This is a genomic window from Arthrobacter sp. E1SS-5 (assembly GCF_057073715.1).
This window is the reverse complement of sequence record NZ_CP172703.1, coordinates 1,269,972-1,288,409: the sequence shown is the minus strand read 5'-3', so window position 1 is coordinate 1,288,409 and position 18,438 is coordinate 1,269,972. Positions and strand designations below refer to the sequence as shown.

Genomic DNA, 18,438 nt, shown 5'->3' with positions numbered 1-18,438 from the left:
CGCACCGGTCCCGGTTCGCCGGCGCGCTTCATTCTGCAGACGAGCCTACCGTCCGGAACTTCCGCTGGGCGAGGAACCACCCCGGCAGGATTACAACGATTCAGGCAGCGATTTCCGAGTAGCCGGCATCTTCCCGGCGGATGTCCCCGCGCTCCCCCGCCAGGAACGCCCGCCTGCCCCACACCAGGACATACACCCAGTACGCGGCGAGAACCGCCGCGCCAATGCCGATCCTGGCCCACACGGGCAGCGGACTGGGGGTGACGAACCCTTCAACCAGCCCCGAGACGAACAGAACGAGGACCAGTCCCAGGGCCACCGTGACCAGTGAGCGGCCTTCCTCGGCTACAGCGCGGCCGCGGGTGCGGGGGCCGGGTGACACCATGGCCCAAAAGATCCGCAGGCCCGCGGCGCAGGCAATAAAGACAGCGGTGAGCTCCATCAGTCCGTGGGGCAGGATGTAGCTGAAAAACACATCGGACTTGCCGGCCGACGCGAAGATCCCGGCCGCGACGCCCACCCCCTGCGCGTTGCTGAACAGGATCATCGGCACCCATACGCCGGTAATGCCCAATGCCACCGCCTGGGCACAGATCCACGCGTTGTTTGTCCATACGGCACCGGCGAAGGACGCTGCCGGGTTTTCCGAGTAGTAGTTGATGAAGTCCCGGTTCACATACTGGGCTGCCGCGGTCTCTGACGCCACGGCCCGAAGGGCTTCAGGGGATGTGCCGATCCATACGGCGTAGGCCGCCGCGATGAGGACGAATGCTGCGCCGCAGGCCAGGGTAAGCCAGGCCAACCGGTACAGCGCGGCCGGAAGGGCCACCACGAAAAACCGTGCCAGGTCCGCCATCACGTTGGACCGGGCGCCGGTAAAGCGGGTCCGGGCCAGGGCCAGCGTGGCGGAGAGGGACGCGGAGAGTCCGCTTTCCGGGGCCACGGACCGGACCAGCGACAGGTGCCCGGACGTGGACTGGTACAGCGCCAGCAATTCGTCGGCTTCGGCGCCGGTCAGCCTGCCTTTGCCGGCAAGCTCCTGCAACCGCGCCCAATTGTCCGCATTGACGGCGGCGAAGGCATCCATGTCCACCGCTACAGCCTAGCGCCCGGCATTAGACTTTGACCGTCCGCACCAACCGAACATCAGCTGCGAAGGGCAGGGCCGCAGGGTGGGTCCAATCATTACCGGAGAGGCCGTCGTACTCGAACTTCGGCCCGCCAGCTTCGCCGCGCGCGCCCTGGGCCTGGTCATCGACGTCGTGGTCCATGTCGTCCTGCTCGTGCTGATCATGATTGGCCTGTCGGCCGCCGGACGGGACCTCGATCCGGCGGCGGCACGCGCCCTTGGCCTCGCCGCCGTCGTATTCTGCCTGGTGGTGGTGCCGGTGACTGTGGAGACCCTGAGCAGGGGGCGGTCCCCGGGCAAGCTGGCTACAGGTTTGCGCGTGGTCCGGGAGGATGGCGGCGCCATCCGGTTCCGGCACGCCGTGATCCGTGGCCTGACCGGTTTTTTGGAGATCTACCTGACGTTCGGCGGCCTTGCCCTTGCCGTGGCGCTCTTCAACGACAAGTCCCGCCGGCTGGGCGACCTGATGGCCGGTACCTACGCCGTGCGGAGCCGGGTGCCCGCTGAGCAGGCCATCCGGGTTTTCGTCCCGCCGTACCTGCAGTCCTGGGCTGCGGCCGCGGACATTGGCCGCGTCCCTGACGCCACAGCGCGCAGGGCCGCCCAGTTCATCCGCCAGGCGGGCCGGATGGCTCCGCTGTCCAGGGCAGGCATGGCCGCGTCGATCGCGTCCGAACTGTCCGCCCACGTAGCCCCTGCCCCGCCGCCGGGAACGGGCCCGGACGACTTTCTGGCCGCCGTCGTAGCTGAACGTCGGAACCGGGAGTTCACCAGGCTGTCGCAATCACGCCGCCGGTACACCGAGACAGGACAGCGGCTGCAGCGGCTGCCGTTCGGCAACTGACCTTAGTTGTCGTATTCGCTCCACGGGATGTTCCAGTCGCCGAAGCCGTCCGTGTGCGCCGCGTAGTCACCTTCGGTATTGATGATCTGGACCACGTCCCCGGTTCCCATGTTGTCGAAGACCCAGGCCGCTCCGTCCGGCAGGAAGCCTATGCAGCCGTGGGACACGTTGGTGTTGCCGATGTACGGATACGCGGACTCCAGCGCCTGGTGGATGTAGGCCCCGCTGAGAGTGAGGCGGATGGTGTATTCGACGTCCGCCTCACCGTAATAGGCCGGGTCGTCGGGCTTCAGGCCGATGCTCGCCGCCCGGAAGTGGTCAAAGCGGTTCTTCTCCATCAGCACCGCAAATCCCTTGGCCGAGGGGAACCGCTTGTCCCCCATGCTGACGGGCAGGGTCTTCACAGGCTGGTCATTGATGCTCAGCGTGAACGTATGCGCAGTGGCGTCCGCGATGGCCACCTTCTTGTCCCCGATGTTGACGTTCACTTTTTTATTGAAGTTGGCGATCTGGCCGTTCCCAAGGTCAACGCCGAAGAGCTGCATGTCCATGGTGATGGTGGAGTTGGCGGCCCAGAAGTTCTCGGGGCGGTACCGGACCATGGTGTCGCTGTACCAGTGGAAAGCCCCGGCCTGCCCTGCCGTGGTGGTGATCTTGATGGCCTTTTCCACAGCGGCGCGGTTGGTCACCGGCTCGCTGAAGATGATCTGCAGGGGCTGGCCCACACCCACCTTCATCCCGTTCAGGGGGTAGATGGCGGCGTCGGCCTCGTGCGAGCTGGACACGGTATTGAAGGACTGGGTGGTGCTTGTTTCGCGTCCTGCCGAGTCCTTGACCACGTAGGTGTAGCTGTACTCGGTATTGAACTCAAGCTGCCCGGTGGCGGACCACGCCGTACCGCTGGGGTCGATGCTGCCGTCGATGGTCTTCCCGGCCGTGCTGGCGAGGGTGACGCGCTGGATGATCCCGTTGCCCACTTTCAGGGAAACCGGTGCGGCCGGGTTCACCTGCTTGGCGCCGTTGGCGGGCACAGCATCGAGGGCCACCGGCGGTACAACGGGGGCCGCGATCCCCGGGGATGTCCGCAGTGCGGAGCCCGCTTCCGATTCCAGGGGTCCGCCGGCAAGGCCCGGAGCGACGGCGGCGAAAACCCCGCCCACGGCAGCCAGGACACAGACGGCAACCACGGCAAGGATTTTCTTGGTGTTCCCCCGGCGACGGGGCTTTACATCAGGCTCCATGTTTTTGATCCTACGTGCAGAAAATAACGGCCCGGGCGCTTGTCCAGCGCCCGGGCCCTTACGTCTCAGTAACGATAGTGCTCGGGCTTGTACGGCCCGGCGACGTCGATGTCCAGGTATTCCGCCTGGTCCTTGGTCAGCTCCGTGAGTTCAACGCCCAAGGCAGCCAAGTGCAGCCGCGCTACCTTTTCATCCAGGACCTTCGGCAGGACGTAGACCTTGTTTTCGTACTCGTGCTGATCCCGCTTGGTCCACAGTTCGATCTGCGCAATGGTCTGGTTGGCAAACGAGTTGCTCATGACGAACGACGGGTGGCCCGTGGCGTTGCCCAGGTTGAGCAGCCGGCCCTCGGACAGGACGATGATGGAGCGCTCCGCGTCGGTTCCTTCGTCGAAGACCCATTCGTGGACCTGCGGCTTGATTTCAACCTTCTTGATCCCCGGGATGCGGGACAGGCCGGCGATATCGATCTCGTTGTCGAAGTGGCCGATGTTCCCCACGATGGCCTTGTTCTTCATGGCAGCCATGTGCTCGGCCAGGATGACGTCCTTGTTGCCGGTGGTGGTGATGAAGATGTCGCCCTGGGCCAGGACCGACTCCAGCTTGGCCACCTGGTAGCCGTCCATCGCCGCCTGGAGCGCGCAGATGGGATCGATCTCGGTCACGATGACGCGCGAACCCTGACCGCGCAGGGCTTCCGCCGCGCCCTTGCCGACATCGCCGTAACCACAGACCACGGCCACCTTGCCGCCCATGAGCACATCGGTGGCACGGTTAATGCCGTCGGGCAGGGAGTGGCGGATGCCGTACTTGTTGTCGAACTTGCTCTTGGTCACGGAATCGTTGACGTTGATGGCAGGGAAGAGCAGCTTGCCCTGGTCCGCCAACTGGTACAGGCGGTGCACACCCGTGGTGGTTTCCTCGCTGACGCCCTTGATGGTGGCTGCAGTCCTGGTCCACTTCTGCGGGTCGGCGGCAAGGGAGCGCCGGAGCACGTCGAGGAAGATGCCGTACTCTTCGGAATCCTCGGGGTCGGCGGAGGGAACGTTGCCCACAGCCTCGAACTCGACGCCCTTGTGGACCAGCATGGTGGCGTCGCCGCCGTCGTCCAGGATCATGTTGGGGCCTAGCTCGGGGTTGGACGCGGCACCGGGCCAGGTGAGGATCTGCTCGGCGGTCCACCAGTATTCTTCGAGGGTCTCGCCCTTCCATGCGAACACCGGTACGCCCTGCGGGTCCTCGACGGTGCCGTTGCCCACCACCACGGCCGCCGCGGCCTCGTCCTGGGTGGAGAAGATGTTGCAGGACGCCCAGCGGACCTCGGCGCCCAGCGCGGTGAGGGTCTCGATCAGCACAGCGGTCTGCACCGTCATGTGCAGGGAACCGGCGATCCGGGCGCCCTTGAGCGGCTGCGAGGGGCCGAACTCCTCACGGAGGGACATCAGGCCGGGCATTTCGTGCTCCGCAAGGCGGATCTGGTGGCGGCCGGCTTCCGCCAGGGAAATATCGGCAACCTTGTATTCAAAAGTCATGGGTGGTCCTTTGCTTGGTCCGGGTCCTGGTCCAGTCCCCGTTCTGCTGTTTCTCTGAGAGCCAGTGCAGGTGAAGCGGATGCAGGTGGATTACTGCCCTGCTGCAGCGGGATCGTGCTGGTCCGAACCTGCCGAGGCTGCTGCGGCGAGCAGTTCCGGAGGCAGCAGCAAAGGGATCCCGTCCTCGATGGCGTACCGGTTCTTCACGCCCGTGTCCCCGGCGGCAGTGGCCACCAGTTCCTCCCCCTCCTGGACCAGGGGCGAGCCGGTCACGGGGCAACGCAGGACGGACAACAGCTCGGGGCTGATCTTTGGCATTTGTTCATGCTCCCTGGCGGGCGCGCTCGCGCCGGTAGCGGAAAAGATGTGCAGGTTCCAGCGTACCGCCAGATGCGGGTCAGGAAGGTTCGCGAAGGATCCGCAGGTGGCCCCGGCGTGCCCCTTCAGTGCCTGCCGGAGCTTCCAGTGCCGAATGGTGGCCGCGCTGGGCGGGCGGCTGCGCCTCCGGAGGCAGGGCTGCGGCGTCGCGCACTGCATTTGCCAAGGCAAGCAGGTCATCGGGCCCGGGCTGCTGCGGAGTGGAGGGCATTGCCAAGCGGAGTACTTCCCAGCCGCGGGGAACGGTCAACGAATCAGCATGCTGCTCGCAAAGGTCGTAGCAGTGCGGTTCGGCGTAGGTGGCCAACGGCCCCAGGACCGCCGTGGAATCTGCATAAACGTACGTCAGGGTGGCTACCGCCGACTGGCGGCAGGCAGACCTTGAACACTGACGGATAGCTCCCACGACATCACAGACTACCCCTTCACTGCCCAAAAGCTGCGCATTGCGGGTCCAAGCAGACGCGCCCCGGGCAGCCGGGAGGATGTATCGCGTAAATCCTCCCCCGGGTTTACAGTCGATGTATGCAGTCATCGAACCATGAATCAGATTTTTCGGTCCGGTTGGCTGACCCGGATGCCCCAGCGGCAACGGGCGTGGGAACCGCCGGCAGGAGCTTCTTCAGGCGGCGCCGGAACCGCCACGGGCGCGGCCTTCGGGGCGAGGTGATGTTGCCGACGCATCCGGGCTACCGGACTCGCGGCGACCGCTTCGACGACATGGTGCTGGATTCCGCCCAGCGGTTGCACGACATCTGGGGCAAAACGCTCGACGGCGTCAGGTTCGGTGTGGATGAGATCCCGCCGGACCTGGAGCAGCTTGCCGCCCACGCCACCCCTGCACCCATGGGTGCCTATACCCCCGCCACGGGAGAGGACGGGCCCACGATCACTGTGTACCGGCGGGTGGTGGAGCAGGCATGCTCCAGCGTGGAAGAGCTTCAGGACCTGGTCCACGACGTGGTCGTGGAGCACACGGCGGAAATGCTGGGTGTCGCGCCGGAGACGCTGGACCCGGTGTACCGCCGCCGCTACTGAACGCGCAGCCTAGTAGCCCAGGGCGACCGGGACCGTTTCCTGGCCGGCAGCGGCAGCAAGGAAAGCCAGGGACGAGACGTCGTTGCGTCCGTCCTGGCCCACCAGTACCGCCCCGTAGGCGGCGTCGCCGGAGGCGGAAACCACATAGCCCACGACGTCCACCCCTTCAGCCTGCTCCGGGATGCCGATGGTCGCGGTCGTTCCGCCCGCGATGTCAGCGGTGGCGGCTGCCCGGACCTTTCCATCGGCAGTAATGGGCGCATACGTGATGTTGGCCCTGGTTTCCAGCGCCCCGAACACCAACTGGCGTTGGCCGCCCTTGGGGACCGGAACCACGTGCTGGCTGCCAAGCCGCACGGCCGAAGGCGCCCAGGCCACATCCGAGGGCTGTCCTGCCTGCAGTCCGCGGCCCATGCGTGCGGCAGCAACAAAGGAGACGTCGGATGAGGCCGCCACCGTGTACTGGCCGGCTGGTACACCGGCCAGGGAGACCTCGGTAGTGGCCCCGGCTTTCGCCGTGATGACGCCGCCGGAGGGAAGGGCATGCTGGCCGTCCCGTCCATAGAGCTTAATTTCCACGACTGCATCGGCGGCGCCGGGAACTGTCAGCTCAAGGGCCGGGCCGGCGTCCTTGTAGGCGGCCTGGGCAGTCAGGGCAGCAATCCCCGCAGGATCCTGGATATCCACGCCCGTCATCACCTGGCGGACAGCAGGGGCGGTCCCTGGGCTGATGAAATCCACGCCGCCCGGAGTGAGGCCCCGCAGCACGCTCTGTTGGATGGAGGCGGCTACCGGGCCACCGGCGCTGCGGACGTGCACACTGAGGCTCGGCTCGTTGGGTGCCAGACCGGCCAGGACCACGCTGCGGGTACTGCCGGGGGCAACCAGCAGTCCGCGGCTGCCCGGCGCCTGGACCTGACCGCCGGAACCAAAAAGTTCAAGGCTCACTGTGGCGGGGGTACTGGAGGCGTTGGTCAGTGCCAGCACTGAGGTTCGGCCGACGGTGGTGCTGGCGCCTGCCAGCCATTGGTCGTTGGAAGGTTGCGCGCAGGTGGCAGCTGCACTGCCCTGCAGGTCACCATCCTTGGCGGTGTACTTCATGGCGGCGGCGGCCGAGGCATTCTGGTTGGCCACGGCCTTGGCGGTGAGGACGCTTACCTGGTCCACCACACGGTCGGCTGCCACTCCGGCAAGAAGCTCCTGGGGTGCGGCGGCCGTAGGTGCCGGACCGGGGTCCTTGGAGATCTCGAGGGCGCCCGCCCCGTCCAGGCGCGCGAGCCGGCTTCCAGGAAGCACACCTCCGGCGCTGAGCACGGCGGCGCTGACCTTCGTTGCCGCAGTGGCGGACTCGGGCCGGAACTGGGCGTCGGTGCCGGCGTCGGTACCCGCCAGCAGCCGCGCAGGGCCGGGGCAGACGCCAAGACTGGCTCCTGCCGGGACGGCGGCTTCCGTGGGCGGCACTGTCCGGCTGGATGCGGGCCCGGCCATCAGCGACCCTCCGGCTACCAGTGCTCCGCCACCGGCAAGGATGAGGACGCCTGCGGCGACTCCTGCCACAGAGGCTGCCCGCCCCTTGCCACCTGGCACACGGGTGGCGCCGCGCCCGGACATTTTCCTGTCTTTGCCGGACCCCGTTTGGCCCGCTTCACCGGCCGGGGACTGCTTTTCTCCCTCGGCGGAAGGATCGCCGGCGGCCGGCGGGGTGTGCTCATGCATGTTGGTGTTCCTTACGCAGGGAGCCCTCGTCACGCGAGATACCGGTCCGCGGGCGCCGGGCCGGCATGGGAATTGCCAGGATGACAGTCAGCCCGATCACCGTGATCTGGGCCGCGGCAGCCCAGAACGACCACGGGTTCTCGTATCGGACCGTCAGCTGGCCGGCAGATGCCGGAAGCGTAAAGGCCTGGGACCAGCCGTCCGTTGTGGAGGTCAGCTTCCGGCCGTCGAGCCAGGCGCTCCACCCGGGGTCGGCCCGCTCTGCAAGGACCACCAGCCGGCCTTCCGGCCCAGCAGGGACGGCGGCGTCTACGTCATCGGTTCCGGAGGCGACCAAAGCGGTGGCCGCGCCGCGCGGATCCACGATGCGGACGCGATGGGCCACGTCAGCAGCCTGCAGAACCGGCTGGTTCAGGGGGCTGATGCGCCAGAGCCAGCCCACGTCGGTCTGTCCCACGGCGACAAGCCCTGGGACGGCATCCATCCGGCTGGCGGAGAGCTGGGCTGCGGTGTCCGCGGCGCGGAGCACCACGAACCCAACCCCGAGCTGTTCCAGGTCGGCACGTGGATCCACGCCCTGGCCCGCAACAAGGGTGGCCACCACGCGGCGGACAGCCGCAGTGACGTCGTCGTCGCCACGCACCTCCTCGGCACCCGGCGCACCGATGATGTTCCGCGCAGAGGCGATGGCGGAGAGACTGTCCAGCGTGGTGCCTGCACCCCGCATCAGCGACGCGTTGAAGGTGCCGTCTTCCGCGGTGCTGAGCAGGAGGGTCCGGGTCTGTTCAGGCCCGGTCCCCCGGTCAACGGCAGTGGCGGGCAGGGAGCGTGCGTTGGAGGCTTCCACCAGGCGCGGCATGCCCAGGGCACCCGCGTTCCCGGAATCCGTTGGCGCAGGGGCAACCGCGCTTCCCTGGGATGCGGTGGCTTGGGGCGCGCCAGTCATTGCCGGACGCAAAAGGTTCTGCGCCGACCAGGCAGCCATCCCGGCCAGCGGTCCGGCCAGCACCACTACCAGGCCCAGCGCCAGCCCTGCGCGCGCTGCCCTTCCGGTCTTCGCCGCGGTGCCCGATGCCCGGTCCGCTGCGGAGAGGAGTTGCTCGGACCCAAGGAGTGCAGCCGCAAGGAGGGCAAAGGACGCGGCGGACACCGCCGGACCCGGGAAAGGCGTTACCAGGACGCCGGCGTTAAAACCTGTGGCGACGTGGCTGCTGAACCAACCGGCGGCCAGGGCGACGAGCGCCACAATCCAGAAGGATCGGGCAACCCGGGCCCGGCGTCCTGCGCTGAAGAGTCCCACGATGGCAAGGACCAGCACCGGCCCCGCGATGAGCAGTGCGAGCAGGATGGCCCAGGGCACGGTCCCGCCGGTGAAGGCGGCCAGTCCCTGGAGGCCGGCTGTGGGGTCGAATGACAGGGGCTGGCCCAGGACCTGCTGCCACAGCGGGGCGGCGTCGAATCCCAGGGGCAGCCCGGGATCGGCCAAAATAGCACGCGGCCTGTCGAGTGTGGACAGCGCGAACGGGATGAACAGGGCGGCAGCGGGCAGCAACGCCCACCACACGGTGCGCCCCCGCCGCCCCAGCAGCAGGCCGCAAAGCACGATGGCCACGGCAGCCGGGATCAGCAGGGAGGGTGCCGCAGCGGTAGTGACCGCCAGGGCCAGGCCCGCGGCTGCCGCCGCGGTCCAGGACGGGATGCCGTTGATGCCTGCCTTGGCCGGTGCCTGTTCGCTGTAGTTGCGTGCAGGTGATGTGCCGGCTTCGAACCGCCCGTGGCCAACAGCGGAACCCGTAGCCCGCAGCAGGCCCAGCACCACCAGCGGCAGCATGATGTGCGCAACCAGCGCACCCACCCGGCCCTGGTTAAGTGCGGCCTGGAGCGCGGGGGCCGCTGCCCAAAAGAGCGCAGCCACCAGGCGGAGCCGCCTGCGAACCGTCAGCCCGCCTGCCGCGAACCATGCGGTCAGGCCGGACAGCGGGGCACCGAGCAGGAGCAGCCACGCCATGGCGGAGTTGGCATCGCCGCCGCCCACGACGCCAATGATCCACAGCACGTAGTCGAAGGGATCGCCGCGGCCGGGAAGGCCCGCTCCCAGGCTTATCCACCAGTTGGAGGCGTTGTGCCAGATATCCCCCAGGCCCGCGGAGACAGGAATCAGGGCGCCGCCGGAGACCGCTCCCGCCCGGAACAGTCCTGCGAGTGCAAGGAGCGAGGCCACGGATGCGATGATGACGGCGGCCAGGGCACCGTTGCCCACCCAGCCGCGTTTTGTGGTGGCCAGGGCGGCGAAGTCATCTGCGGCGTCACCGGTTGGTTGGTGCGAAAACGGATCCTGTACGAGGTGGTCGGCACCGGACCCGTCGGATCCCAGCGCCTCCATCAGCGACCGGCGGTGACTCCACACCTCGCGGCGCGGAGTCTGCAGCTTGCGGATGACTGACCGGCGGATCCGGCGTGTCCGCCTGGCTGCGCGGCGCGCTTTGGCCACGGCGCCGGGCCTGCCCAGTGCGGCGCACGTGGCGAAAAGCTGGGAAATCCCGTGGCCCGGGTCCTTGACGACGATACTCAGGACCAGCTTGAAGAGGCTGCCCAGCAAGGCACCTATGCCGTGGACAGGCACCATCCAGAGCGGGCTGTGCTTCAGGCGCAGGTGAACCTGGGCCTTGCGCGCCGCCGAGGGGTTTCCAAGGGCATGTGGACGGTGCGCCACGTGGAGCATCCGGGCTGCCGGGACCACCACCACACGGTGGCCTGCAAGGCGGTTCCGCCAGCAGAAGTCAACGTCGTCTCCGCTGCCCGGAAGGGCGGGGTCGAAGCCGCCCAGTTGGTCCCAGACGTCCCGGCGCACCAGCATGCCCGCGGAATTGACGGCAAAGGTATCGGTACGGCCGTCGTACTGGCCCTGGTCCATTTCATCGGCGTCGATCAGGGTCAGACGTTCGGCCCATAGGCTGGTGGAAAGACCTACATCGATGAGTCTTCGCGGGGAATGCCAGTCCAGTTGCTTGCAGCCGGCAACGGTGACTGAGGGCGCACGCTCCACGGCGCCCAGGAGTTCGGCAAGGGCTTCGGGCGCGGGCGCGGCGTCGTCGTGCAGCAGCCAGATCCACTCGGTCCTGCCACCGTCGCCGCCCCCGTGCACGGGAACCAGCTCCGCGAGCGCAGCGGAAACGGCGGCGCCCATGCCGCCCTTGCTTCGGGGGTAGCTGAGAACGCCGGCTTCACCCAAAGCCTCCCGCAGGAGGCGGGAGGAGTCGTCAGTGGACCCCGTGTCCACACCCACGGCACGGTCAACGGGCCGGGTTTGGGACGCCAGGGCTGAAAGGGTTCTGGGCAGATAAGCACTGCCGTTGTGGGCAACCACAACGGCAGTGACATGCACATCCTGAAGAATTAGATTGCTCGCTTCCTAAGCCGCCGGCGCTCACGCTCGGAAAGGCCTCCCCAGATGCCGAACCGTTCGTCATTGGCCAGCGCGTACTCCAGGCACTGCGACCGTACGTTGCAGGCCCCGCAGACCTTCTTGGCATCGCGGGTGGAGCCGCCCTTCTCGGGGAAGAAGGCTTCCGGATCCGTTTGGGCGCACAAAGCGTCCGTCTGCCAGCCCAGCTCGCCCTCGTCGTCGAAATCCTGCTGCAGCGGCAGCCCGATCCACACCGGCTGGGTGGTACCGGCCGCAGCCAGCTCCATGGGCGGATCGAGGTCGTCTTCCGGCTCCGCGCCGCCGTCAAGGAGGGCCTCGTGCGCCGCGAGGAACGCTGTTGCCTGGTCCTCGAGGACGCTGGTGGAATTCCTGTTATACCGGTCCGCAGCATCAGGATCAGCGGGATCCACGTACCAATCGCTCGGCACCCCCCGCGCACGGTACTTTGCCGTTGCCTGACCGGCCACGACGGCATCTTCCTGGATACGCTCTGCTTGCCCCACGGCGACCCTCCTGATGGTTCAGCCACTGCCTGGATACACGGACACTCGGTTGTGTGCCGGTATTTACGCAATTGCTTTAGTTACCTAATTACACGTGTGTAACTAGGGTGAGTCAAGCCGTTGCCGGGATAATAGACAGTGGAAGCCGGGAAATTCGCGCACGCCACGCCCGGGTTTTCCCGCCACCCGGGCGTGGCGGACAGGTCCGGCGCGGATTTTGCGCCACGAAAGCCGCTTATCCCTTGTGCTGGCGGGAAAAATACCCCCTCCGCCCCGAAATAGCAAGCACGCTTAGCAATGAGGGTGATTAACATCACCCTCAATTCGCCTGCCGCCACCTTGGTCGCTGCAGGTGGGCACTCGGGATCCGGACAGTGGCAGGATGAACGCATGACATCAATCCCCGCACTCGAACTCACGGCAGGCCTCCGCTCCGGCAACTCCACAGCACCACGCCTGACCTGGTACGGGCCTGACTCGGAGCGGGTGGAATTGTCGGGCCGGGTCCTGGATAACTGGGTTGCCAAGACGAGCAACCTGCTGCAGGACGAACTGGATGCGGAACCCGGCATGCGGCTCCGGCTCGCACTTCCGGCCCACTGGAAGGCGCTGGTCTGGGCACTGGCCGGATGGCAACTGGGACTGGAAACAGTGCTCGACGACGGCCAGGCGGACTTCCTTGCCACTGACAATCCCGCCGGGTCCGACGGACAGTACGACGCCGTCGTCGCCGTTGCCCTGCCGGCCCTCGCCATGCGCTGGGGCGGTGACCTTCCTGGCGGTTGCCTGGATTATGCCGCCGAAGTGCGGTCACACGGGGACGTGTTCATGCCGCACGCCGATCCTGATCCGTCATCCCGCGCTGTGCTGACCAGCCAGGGGCGAAGTGTCCTGCACCAGGATCTGATCACCGGTTTTGCCGTGCCGCACTCCGAAGGCGCCAGGCTGCACGTTCCGGCCGATGCCGGACTTGAAGCAGTACTGGCCAATGCACTGGGAGCCTGGCAGCAGGGCGGCTCAGTGGTGTTGACCCATCCCGATGTGGCGCTCACGGACAAACTTTTGGCCGACGAACGTATCCACGGAAGCTAGCACCCGCAGGCCCTTAGGCCTGCGGGCCGCCGTCGGCCGGCGTTGGTGCCGGGCGTTCCGCGGCACCCGCGGGCTCCTTGTGGGGGTGCGCTTCGATGATTTCGTGGTCGTGGGAGAACTCCGGTTCCTGGTCCAGTTCCTGGTTGAACACCAGGAAGCGGTAGGCGAAGAAGCGCACAACCGTGGCAACCAGGATGCCAACCACGCCCGCGAGGAACAGCAGGTTCTTGTCGTCGATGCCCATGCCGTACTTGGCCAGGGCGGTAAACCCGGTGGAGATGCCAATGCCGATGCCGTTGATGATCACGAACATGACGAACTCGCGGAGCACGTTGGCCTGGCGCCTGTGGCGGAAGGTCCAGAAGCGGTTTGCCACCCATGAGAAGATCGTTGCCACGGTGGCCCCCACGAAGCGTGCCTTCGCCTCGCTGTCAGACATGGGGCCGTGCATCAGGTAATAGGTCAGGCCGTTATCAATGACGAACGCCACACCGCCCACCGCACCAAACTTGGCCACCTCGCGCCAGAAAAGTGAGGCGAGCCCCCGGATACGATCTGCAAGTGCGCTAAACATGACCCTCCATGGCCGTGACGAACTGTGGGCCACTCGGCCAAAGGTCCATTTTAGCCCCAAAGGCTTAAAGCGGCCCCCCGAATGCAGAAGCGGGGTGCCCCTGCCACCGAAAATGTCCATCCCCCGCCGGGCCGCAAAAGCGTCGATCGGCGCCGTCTTCGGTAGGCTGGCACATGTGACTTTTCCAGTGATAGGCGTGGTTGGCGGCGGCCAGCTCGCGCGAATGATGGCCCCTGCCGCTACAGCCCTCGGCTTTGAACTCCGCGTCCTCGCCGAGGGTGAGGACGTGTCCGCAGTATCGGCAGTACCCACCACGCCGGTGGGCGACTACAAGGATCTGCAGACCCTCCTGGACTTTGCCAAGGGCCTGGACGTGATGACGTTCGACCACGAGCACGTGCCCACGGACCACCTCCGTGCCCTGCAGGAGGCCGGAGTCAACGTCCAGCCCGGACCGGACGCTTTGGTCCACGCCCAGGACAAGCTGGTCATGCGTGCCGCCATCGACCGGCTGGAACTGCCCAACCCCGCTTGGGCATCGGTGGCCGACGTGGACGCGCTGGTGCGCTTCGGCGAGGAGATCGGCTGGCCCGTTGTCCTGAAGACCCCGCGCGGCGGATATGACGGCAAAGGCGTCCGGATCGTTGGCTCGCCGGAGGAGGCCGCCGAGGCGGCCGACTGGTTCGCCGCCATGAGTCCCCTCCTGGCCGAAGCCAAGGTGGAATTCACCCGCGAGCTGTCCGCCCTCGTGGCCCGTACTCCCGACGGCGAAGCCCGTGCCTGGCCGGTGGTCCACACCATCCAGGTAGACGGTGTCTGCGACGAGGTGATTGCTCCCGCGCTGGATATCCCGCTGGAGGTGGCGGCCGCCGCGGAAGACGCCGCCCTGCGCATCGCCGCCGAACTGGACGCAACCGGCGTCCTTGCCGTGGAACTCTTCGAAACGCCGGGCTCCGGAGCGGGGTTCCTGATCAACGAACTGGCCATGCGGCCGCACAACACCGGCCACTGGACCCAGGACGGCTCCATCACCAGCCAGTTCGAACAGCACCTCCGCGCCGTCCTGAACCTGCCGCTGGGGGCAACTGACGCGCTGGCTCCCGTGACGGTGATGAAGAACTTCCTGGGCGGGGAGAACCAGGACCTGTACTCCGCCTACCCCATGGCCCTCGCCGCCGAACCCGCCGCGAAAGTCCACTGCTACGGCAAATCCGTACGGCCGGGACGTAAGATCGGCCACGTCAACCTGGTGGGAAGTTCCACCGCGGAGGTGGACTCGGTCCGCCGCCGGGCCACAGCCGTGGCCGGCATCATCCGTGACGGACGGGTTTCCACCGAAGAACCTGCAGCGATTTTCGAGGAGAAGGCATGAGCGCCGAAGCCACCCCCGCCGCATCCGGCACCAGTCCCCTGGTGGGCCTGGTCATGGGCTCCGACTCGGACTGGCCGGTCATGGAGGCTGCGGCGGACGCCCTGGCCGAATTCGGCATCCCGTTCGAAGCGGACGTGGTCTCAGCCCACCGGATGCCCACGGAAATGATCCGGTACGGGCAGACGGCGCACGAACGCGGCCTGCGGGTGATCATCGCCGGCGCCGGGGGTGCTGCCCACCTCCCCGGCATGCTCGCCAGCGTCACGCCGCTTCCCGTCATCGGCGTCCCGGTCCCCCTGAAGACCCTTGACGGTATGGACTCCCTGCTGTCCATCGTCCAGATGCCGGCCGGGGTGCCGGTGGCCACGGTCTCCATCGCCGGTGCGCGGAACGCCGGGCTCCTGGCCGTACGGATGCTCGCGTCGGGCACCGACGAGCTCGCCGCTTCCCTGCGCGCTGACCTCCTCGACTTCGCCGCCGACCTCAACGCCGTCGCCTCCCGCAAGGGCGCAAACCTGCGGCAAAAGGTAAGCGAAGTCTTCCCGGACGGCTCCGGCGCCCTTCGGGGCAGCCGTTAGGGCGGCGGGCATGGCCAGCAGCAGCAGCATGGTCAATACCGGGGCCGGGGCATCCTTGACAGACCCCGTCCGCTACCCGGTCAGCGCCTCCTCCCCGGTCCGTACAAAGCGCGCCTTCGTACTGGTGCTGCTGACGCTCCTGGTACCGGGCAGCGCGCAGCTGGTGGCGGGCGACCGGAAGCTGGGACGGACCGCCCTGCGCGTCACGCTCTGTGTGTGGGCCGTTCTGCTGCTGGCAGTGGTCCTGCTGCTGCTGGACCGAAGCATGGTCATCAGCATCGTGACCAACCCGGTCACGTCACTGGTGCTGGTGGTCCTGCTGGCTGCGCTGGCCCTCGGCTGGGCATTGCTGTTCCTCAACACCCTGAGGCTCATCCGCCCCGTCCTGCTGGCACCGAAGGCGCGCCCCGCCGTCGGCGTCGCCCTGGTGGTTGCCCTGGTCCTGGGCAGCGGGTCCATGGGGTACGCCGCCTACCTGCTGAATGTGGGCCGCAATGCCATCGGCAACATCTTTTCGTCCGGCCCGGCGATAAAACCCGTGGACGGACGCTATAACTTCCTCATGATGGGCGGCGACGCGGGAGATGACCGCACCGGCCGCCGCCCGGACAGCCTCTCCGTGCTCAGCGTGGACGCCGAGACCGGCCAGACCGCCATCATTTCGGTCCCCCGCAACTTCCAGAACGCGCAGTTCAGCGAGGGCTCCCCCATGCGCGCCCTCTACCCCGACGGCTACAACTGCGGCGACGAGTGCCTCATCAACGCCATCAACACAGAGGTCACCAACGAGCACGCCAACCTCTACCCAGGCGTGGCGGACCCAGGCGCGCAGGCAACCATGGAAGCCGTCTCCGGAACGCTCGGCATGCAGATCCAGTCCTACGTCCTGGTTGACATGCAGGGCTTCTCCACGCTGATCAATGCCATGGGCGGCATCCGGATCAAGGCCGGCGGGTGGGTTCCCATGAGCGGCTACTTCGACGAAACCACCAAGACCCACGGGATGCCCCTCGGCTGGATCCCCGCCGGGGACCAGACACTCAACGGGGACCAGGCACTCTGGTACGGACGCTCGCGCGAATACGTCGATGACTACTCCCGCATCCAGCGCCAGCAGTGCGTGCAGCAGGCCATGCTGAAACAGCTCGATCCCACTACCCTGCTGTCCAAGTTCGAGGACATTGCCAGCGCGGGAACCAAGGTGGTGGAGTCCAACGTCTCTTCCGCCCAGCTGGGCAGCTTCCTGGACCTCGCCATCAAGGCCCGGGGCAAGGACGTCAAGCGGCTCACCATCGGCCCGCCGGACTTTGACCCGTCCTTCTCCACGAACCCGGACTTCGACCAGATCCACGAGAGGGTGGACCAGCTGCTGGCCCAGGCATCCGCCAAGGGTGCACAGTCTGCAGGAATTCCCGACGACGGCACGGCAGTTCCAGGGGCAGGCGCCGGCCATGTCCAGGCGGCAGGGCCGGTCCCCGCCACCCTGCCCACGGGCGGCAACGCTGCCCAGCAGCCCTCGCCGTCGGACTTCACCCCAGTGACCACCACGCCCGACGGCGAGCCGATCACCGAGGAGATGCTCACCCAGCTCAAGCTCGAAGGGAACGAAGAGGCCATCCGCCAGCTCGTGGCCACCAATGGACAGTGCCGCCCGCTCTAGCGACCACGGCCGCCCAGTCATCAACGCCCATCCACAAGGAACGGAACGGTTTTGTACGAGATTGAGAACGTCCTCCGGGACTACGCCTGGGGTTCGACGACGGCCATCGCCTCGCTGCTGGGCCGTCCGGAGTCGGGGGGCCCGGAAGCCGAACTGTGGATCGGCGCCCACCCCGACTCGCCCTCGGTGGCGCACGTGCCGGAGGACGGCACCCGGAGCCCGCTCGATGCGCTGATCTCGTCGGACCCGGAACATTTCCTGGGCGCGGAGTCCGTCTCCGCGTTCGGCCCCCGGCTGCCGTTCCTGGCCAAGATCCTTGCGGCCGCGCAGCCGCTCTCCCTCCAGGTCCATCCGAGCCTGGAGCAGGCGCGGGAAGGGTTCGCCCGGGAAAACGCCGCCGGCATGGATGCCCATGCCCCGAACCGGAACTACAAGGACGACAACCACAAGCCGGAGATGATCTTCGCGCTTACCCCGTTCGAGGCGCTGTGCGGGTTCCGGCCTGCCGCCGAAACCCGGGAGGTCTTCCAGTACATCGCCCATGCCTTCCCCGAGGGAACCTCCTCCCCCGCGCTGGTCCAGGCCCTGATTGACGATCTCACCGCCCCTGACGAAGGCGCAGGACTGCGCCGGGCCTTCGAGCGGCTGATCACCGGCGGCCAAGGCGTGGCGGAGGACACTGCCCTGGTGGTCGAAGCCCTGCTGTCGCGCGCTTCGCTCGTGCCGTACCAGGCCGAACTGGGCACCGTGATCAGCCTCAACGAAAAGTACCCGGGCGACCCCGGCGTGCTGATCTCGCTGCTGCTGAACCGGATCTCGCTGAAGCCCGGCGAAGCGGTCTACCTTCCCGCCGGGAACGTGCATGCATACCTGCACGGGCTGGGCGTGGAGGTCATGGCCTCTTCGGACAACGTCCTGCGCGGCGGCCTGACGCCCAAGCACGTGGATGTCCCGGAACTTTTGAACACCATCGATTTCCACCCCGTGGCCGTGCCCATGCTGGACGCCGGGAAGACGGTGATGGACCAGGAACTGTTCCGTCCGCCGTTCAAGGAGTTCCAGCTGCAGCGCATCGAGCTGGGGCCGGACGCAGGGCCTGTTCCGCTGGCCCAGTCCGGCGCTGCGGTGGTCATTGTGGTGGCCGGCGAGGTGTACCTTGACTCACCCAAGGGCGACCTGCAGCTGTCCAGGGGACGGAGCGCGTTCATCGCGGCCGCGGAAGCCCCCATCAACGTCCACCGGGTGGCCGGAAGCGCGGAACCGGCGCTGGCCTTCGCGGTGACCACCGGACTCTAGCCCCAGCAACAAGAAGGGCGACGCCGGCACTCAAAGGCGGGTGCCGACGTCGCCCTTT

At 67.1% G+C, this 18,438-nt stretch carries 16 protein-coding genes; 7 read left to right on the top strand and 9 right to left on the bottom strand.

Annotated features, from left to right (window positions below):
* Window positions 1-100: 100 nt before the first annotated feature.
* Window positions 101-1,093 (bottom strand): stage II sporulation protein M, encoded by a 993-nt coding sequence (locus ACIGJD_RS06065; RefSeq protein ID WP_483688739.1) that lies wholly within the window; start codon window positions 1,091-1,093, stop codon window positions 101-103.
* 79 nt (window positions 1,094-1,172) lie between these two features.
* Here ACIGJD_RS06065 and ACIGJD_RS06060 point away from each other — a divergent pair, with 79 nt between their 5' ends.
* The gene (locus ACIGJD_RS06060; RefSeq protein WP_483688738.1) at window positions 1,173-1,973 is read left to right on the top strand and encodes an RDD family protein; all 801 of its coding nucleotides are present in this window, start codon (window positions 1,173-1,175) and stop codon (window positions 1,971-1,973) included.
* Window positions 1,974-1,975: 2 nt separating this feature from the next.
* Here the strand turns inward: ACIGJD_RS06060 and ACIGJD_RS06055 are convergent, their stop codons facing one another.
* From ACIGJD_RS06055 to ACIGJD_RS06040, 4 genes are all read right to left on the bottom strand, one after another.
* Window positions 1,976-3,214 carry a L,D-transpeptidase gene (locus tag ACIGJD_RS06055; protein WP_483688737.1) on the bottom strand — a complete coding sequence of 413 codons (1,239 nt, stop codon included), beginning with the start codon at window positions 3,212-3,214 and terminating at the stop codon, window positions 1,976-1,978.
* 65 nt (window positions 3,215-3,279) lie between these two features.
* Window positions 3,280-4,746, bottom strand: coding sequence for an adenosylhomocysteinase (gene ahcY / locus ACIGJD_RS06050; protein ID WP_483688736.1), 1,467 nt, complete (start codon window positions 4,744-4,746; stop codon window positions 3,280-3,282).
* Between the two features lie 90 nt (window positions 4,747-4,836).
* On the bottom strand, window positions 4,837-5,064 hold the full coding sequence (locus ACIGJD_RS06045) for a Trm112 family protein (protein ID WP_483688735.1): 228 nt from the start codon (window positions 5,062-5,064) through the stop codon (window positions 4,837-4,839).
* A gap of 79 nt (window positions 5,065-5,143) precedes the next feature.
* Window positions 5,144-5,530, bottom strand: coding sequence for a DUF3499 domain-containing protein (locus ACIGJD_RS06040; protein WP_483688734.1), 387 nt, complete (start codon window positions 5,528-5,530; stop codon window positions 5,144-5,146).
* A 119-nt stretch (window positions 5,531-5,649) separates the two neighbouring features.
* On the opposite strand from ACIGJD_RS06040, the gene ACIGJD_RS06035 reads away from it, so the two are divergent.
* Entirely contained in the window at window positions 5,650-6,162 is a 513-nt protein-coding gene (locus ACIGJD_RS06035) for a metallopeptidase family protein (protein ID WP_483688733.1), read from the top strand.
* Between the two features lie 9 nt (window positions 6,163-6,171).
* Here ACIGJD_RS06035 and ACIGJD_RS06030 read toward each other — a convergent pair whose 3' ends face one another.
* Genes ACIGJD_RS06030 through ACIGJD_RS06020 form a run of 3 tightly spaced genes read right to left on the bottom strand, consistent with a single transcriptional unit; the run spans window position 6,172 to window position 11,808 of the window.
* Window positions 6,172-7,878 carry a DUF5719 family protein gene (locus ACIGJD_RS06030; RefSeq protein ID WP_483688732.1) on the bottom strand — a complete coding sequence of 569 codons (1,707 nt, stop codon included), beginning with the start codon at window positions 7,876-7,878 and terminating at the stop codon, window positions 6,172-6,174.
* A complete protein-coding gene (locus tag ACIGJD_RS06025) occupies window positions 7,871-11,245 on the bottom strand; it encodes a glycosyltransferase family 2 protein (protein ID WP_483689438.1) in 3,375 nt (1,124 codons plus the stop codon). The genes ACIGJD_RS06030 and ACIGJD_RS06025 overlap by 8 nt, the downstream gene beginning before the upstream one ends.
* Before the next feature lie 29 nt (window positions 11,246-11,274).
* Window positions 11,275-11,808, bottom strand: a complete 534-nt coding sequence (locus tag ACIGJD_RS06020; protein WP_142130657.1) for a WhiB family transcriptional regulator — start codon at window positions 11,806-11,808, stop codon at window positions 11,275-11,277.
* 390 nt (window positions 11,809-12,198) lie between these two features.
* On the opposite strand from ACIGJD_RS06020, the gene ACIGJD_RS06015 reads away from it, so the two are divergent.
* Window positions 12,199-12,900, top strand: a complete 702-nt coding sequence (locus ACIGJD_RS06015) for a TIGR03089 family protein (RefSeq protein WP_483688731.1) — start codon at window positions 12,199-12,201, stop codon at window positions 12,898-12,900.
* Window positions 12,901-12,913: 13 nt separating this feature from the next.
* Here the strand turns inward: ACIGJD_RS06015 and ACIGJD_RS06010 are convergent, their stop codons facing one another.
* A complete protein-coding gene (locus tag ACIGJD_RS06010; protein ID WP_483688730.1) occupies window positions 12,914-13,474 on the bottom strand; it encodes a GtrA family protein in 561 nt (186 codons plus the stop codon).
* 223 nt (window positions 13,475-13,697) lie between these two features.
* On the opposite strand from ACIGJD_RS06010, the gene ACIGJD_RS06005 reads away from it, so the two are divergent.
* The 4 genes from ACIGJD_RS06005 to manA are packed head-to-tail and all read left to right on the top strand — an operon-like array spanning window position 13,698 to window position 18,380.
* Window positions 13,698-14,846, top strand: a complete 1,149-nt coding sequence (locus tag ACIGJD_RS06005) for a 5-(carboxyamino)imidazole ribonucleotide synthase (RefSeq protein ID WP_235009524.1) — start codon at window positions 13,698-13,700, stop codon at window positions 14,844-14,846.
* Window positions 14,843-15,424, top strand: a complete 582-nt coding sequence (gene purE, locus ACIGJD_RS06000; protein ID WP_142130661.1) for a 5-(carboxyamino)imidazole ribonucleotide mutase — start codon at window positions 14,843-14,845, stop codon at window positions 15,422-15,424. Before ACIGJD_RS06005 ends, purE begins: the two co-directional genes overlap by 4 nt.
* A 10-nt stretch (window positions 15,425-15,434) precedes the next feature.
* The gene (locus ACIGJD_RS05995) at window positions 15,435-17,084 is read left to right on the top strand and encodes an LCP family protein (RefSeq protein WP_483688729.1); all 1,650 of its coding nucleotides are present in this window, start codon (window positions 15,435-15,437) and stop codon (window positions 17,082-17,084) included.
* Between the two features lie 51 nt (window positions 17,085-17,135).
* On the top strand, window positions 17,136-18,380 hold the full coding sequence (manA, locus tag ACIGJD_RS05990) for a mannose-6-phosphate isomerase, class I (protein ID WP_483688728.1): 1,245 nt from the start codon (window positions 17,136-17,138) through the stop codon (window positions 18,378-18,380).
* Window positions 18,381-18,438 lie beyond the last annotated feature (58 nt).

Bases quoted from the DNA above. Each gene is read 5' to 3' on its own strand.
- ACIGJD_RS06035 (WP_483688733.1), top strand. From the start codon at position 5,650: ATGCAGTCATCGAACCATGAATCAGATTTTTCGGTCCGGTTGGCTGAC.
- purE (WP_142130661.1), top strand. From the start codon at position 14,843: ATGAGCGCCGAAGCCACCCCCGCCGCATCCGGCACCAGTCCCCTGGTG.
- ACIGJD_RS06045 (WP_483688735.1), bottom strand. From the start codon at position 5,064: ATGCCAAAGATCAGCCCCGAGCTGTTGTCCGTCCTGCGTTGCCCCGTG.
- ahcY (WP_483688736.1), bottom strand. From the start codon at position 4,746: ATGACTTTTGAATACAAGGTTGCCGATATTTCCCTGGCGGAAGCCGGC.
- ACIGJD_RS06010 (WP_483688730.1), bottom strand. From the start codon at position 13,474: ATGTTTAGCGCACTTGCAGATCGTATCCGGGGGCTCGCCTCACTTTTC.
- ACIGJD_RS06015 (WP_483688731.1), top strand. From the start codon at position 12,199: ATGACATCAATCCCCGCACTCGAACTCACGGCAGGCCTCCGCTCCGGC.
- ACIGJD_RS06030 (WP_483688732.1), bottom strand. From the start codon at position 7,878: ATGCATGAGCACACCCCGCCGGCCGCCGGCGATCCTTCCGCCGAGGGA.
- ACIGJD_RS06055 (WP_483688737.1), bottom strand. From the start codon at position 3,214: ATGGAGCCTGATGTAAAGCCCCGTCGCCGGGGGAACACCAAGAAAATC.
- ACIGJD_RS06005 (WP_235009524.1), top strand. From the start codon at position 13,698: ATGATGGCCCCTGCCGCTACAGCCCTCGGCTTTGAACTCCGCGTCCTC.
- ACIGJD_RS05995 (WP_483688729.1), top strand. From the start codon at position 15,435: ATGGCCAGCAGCAGCAGCATGGTCAATACCGGGGCCGGGGCATCCTTG.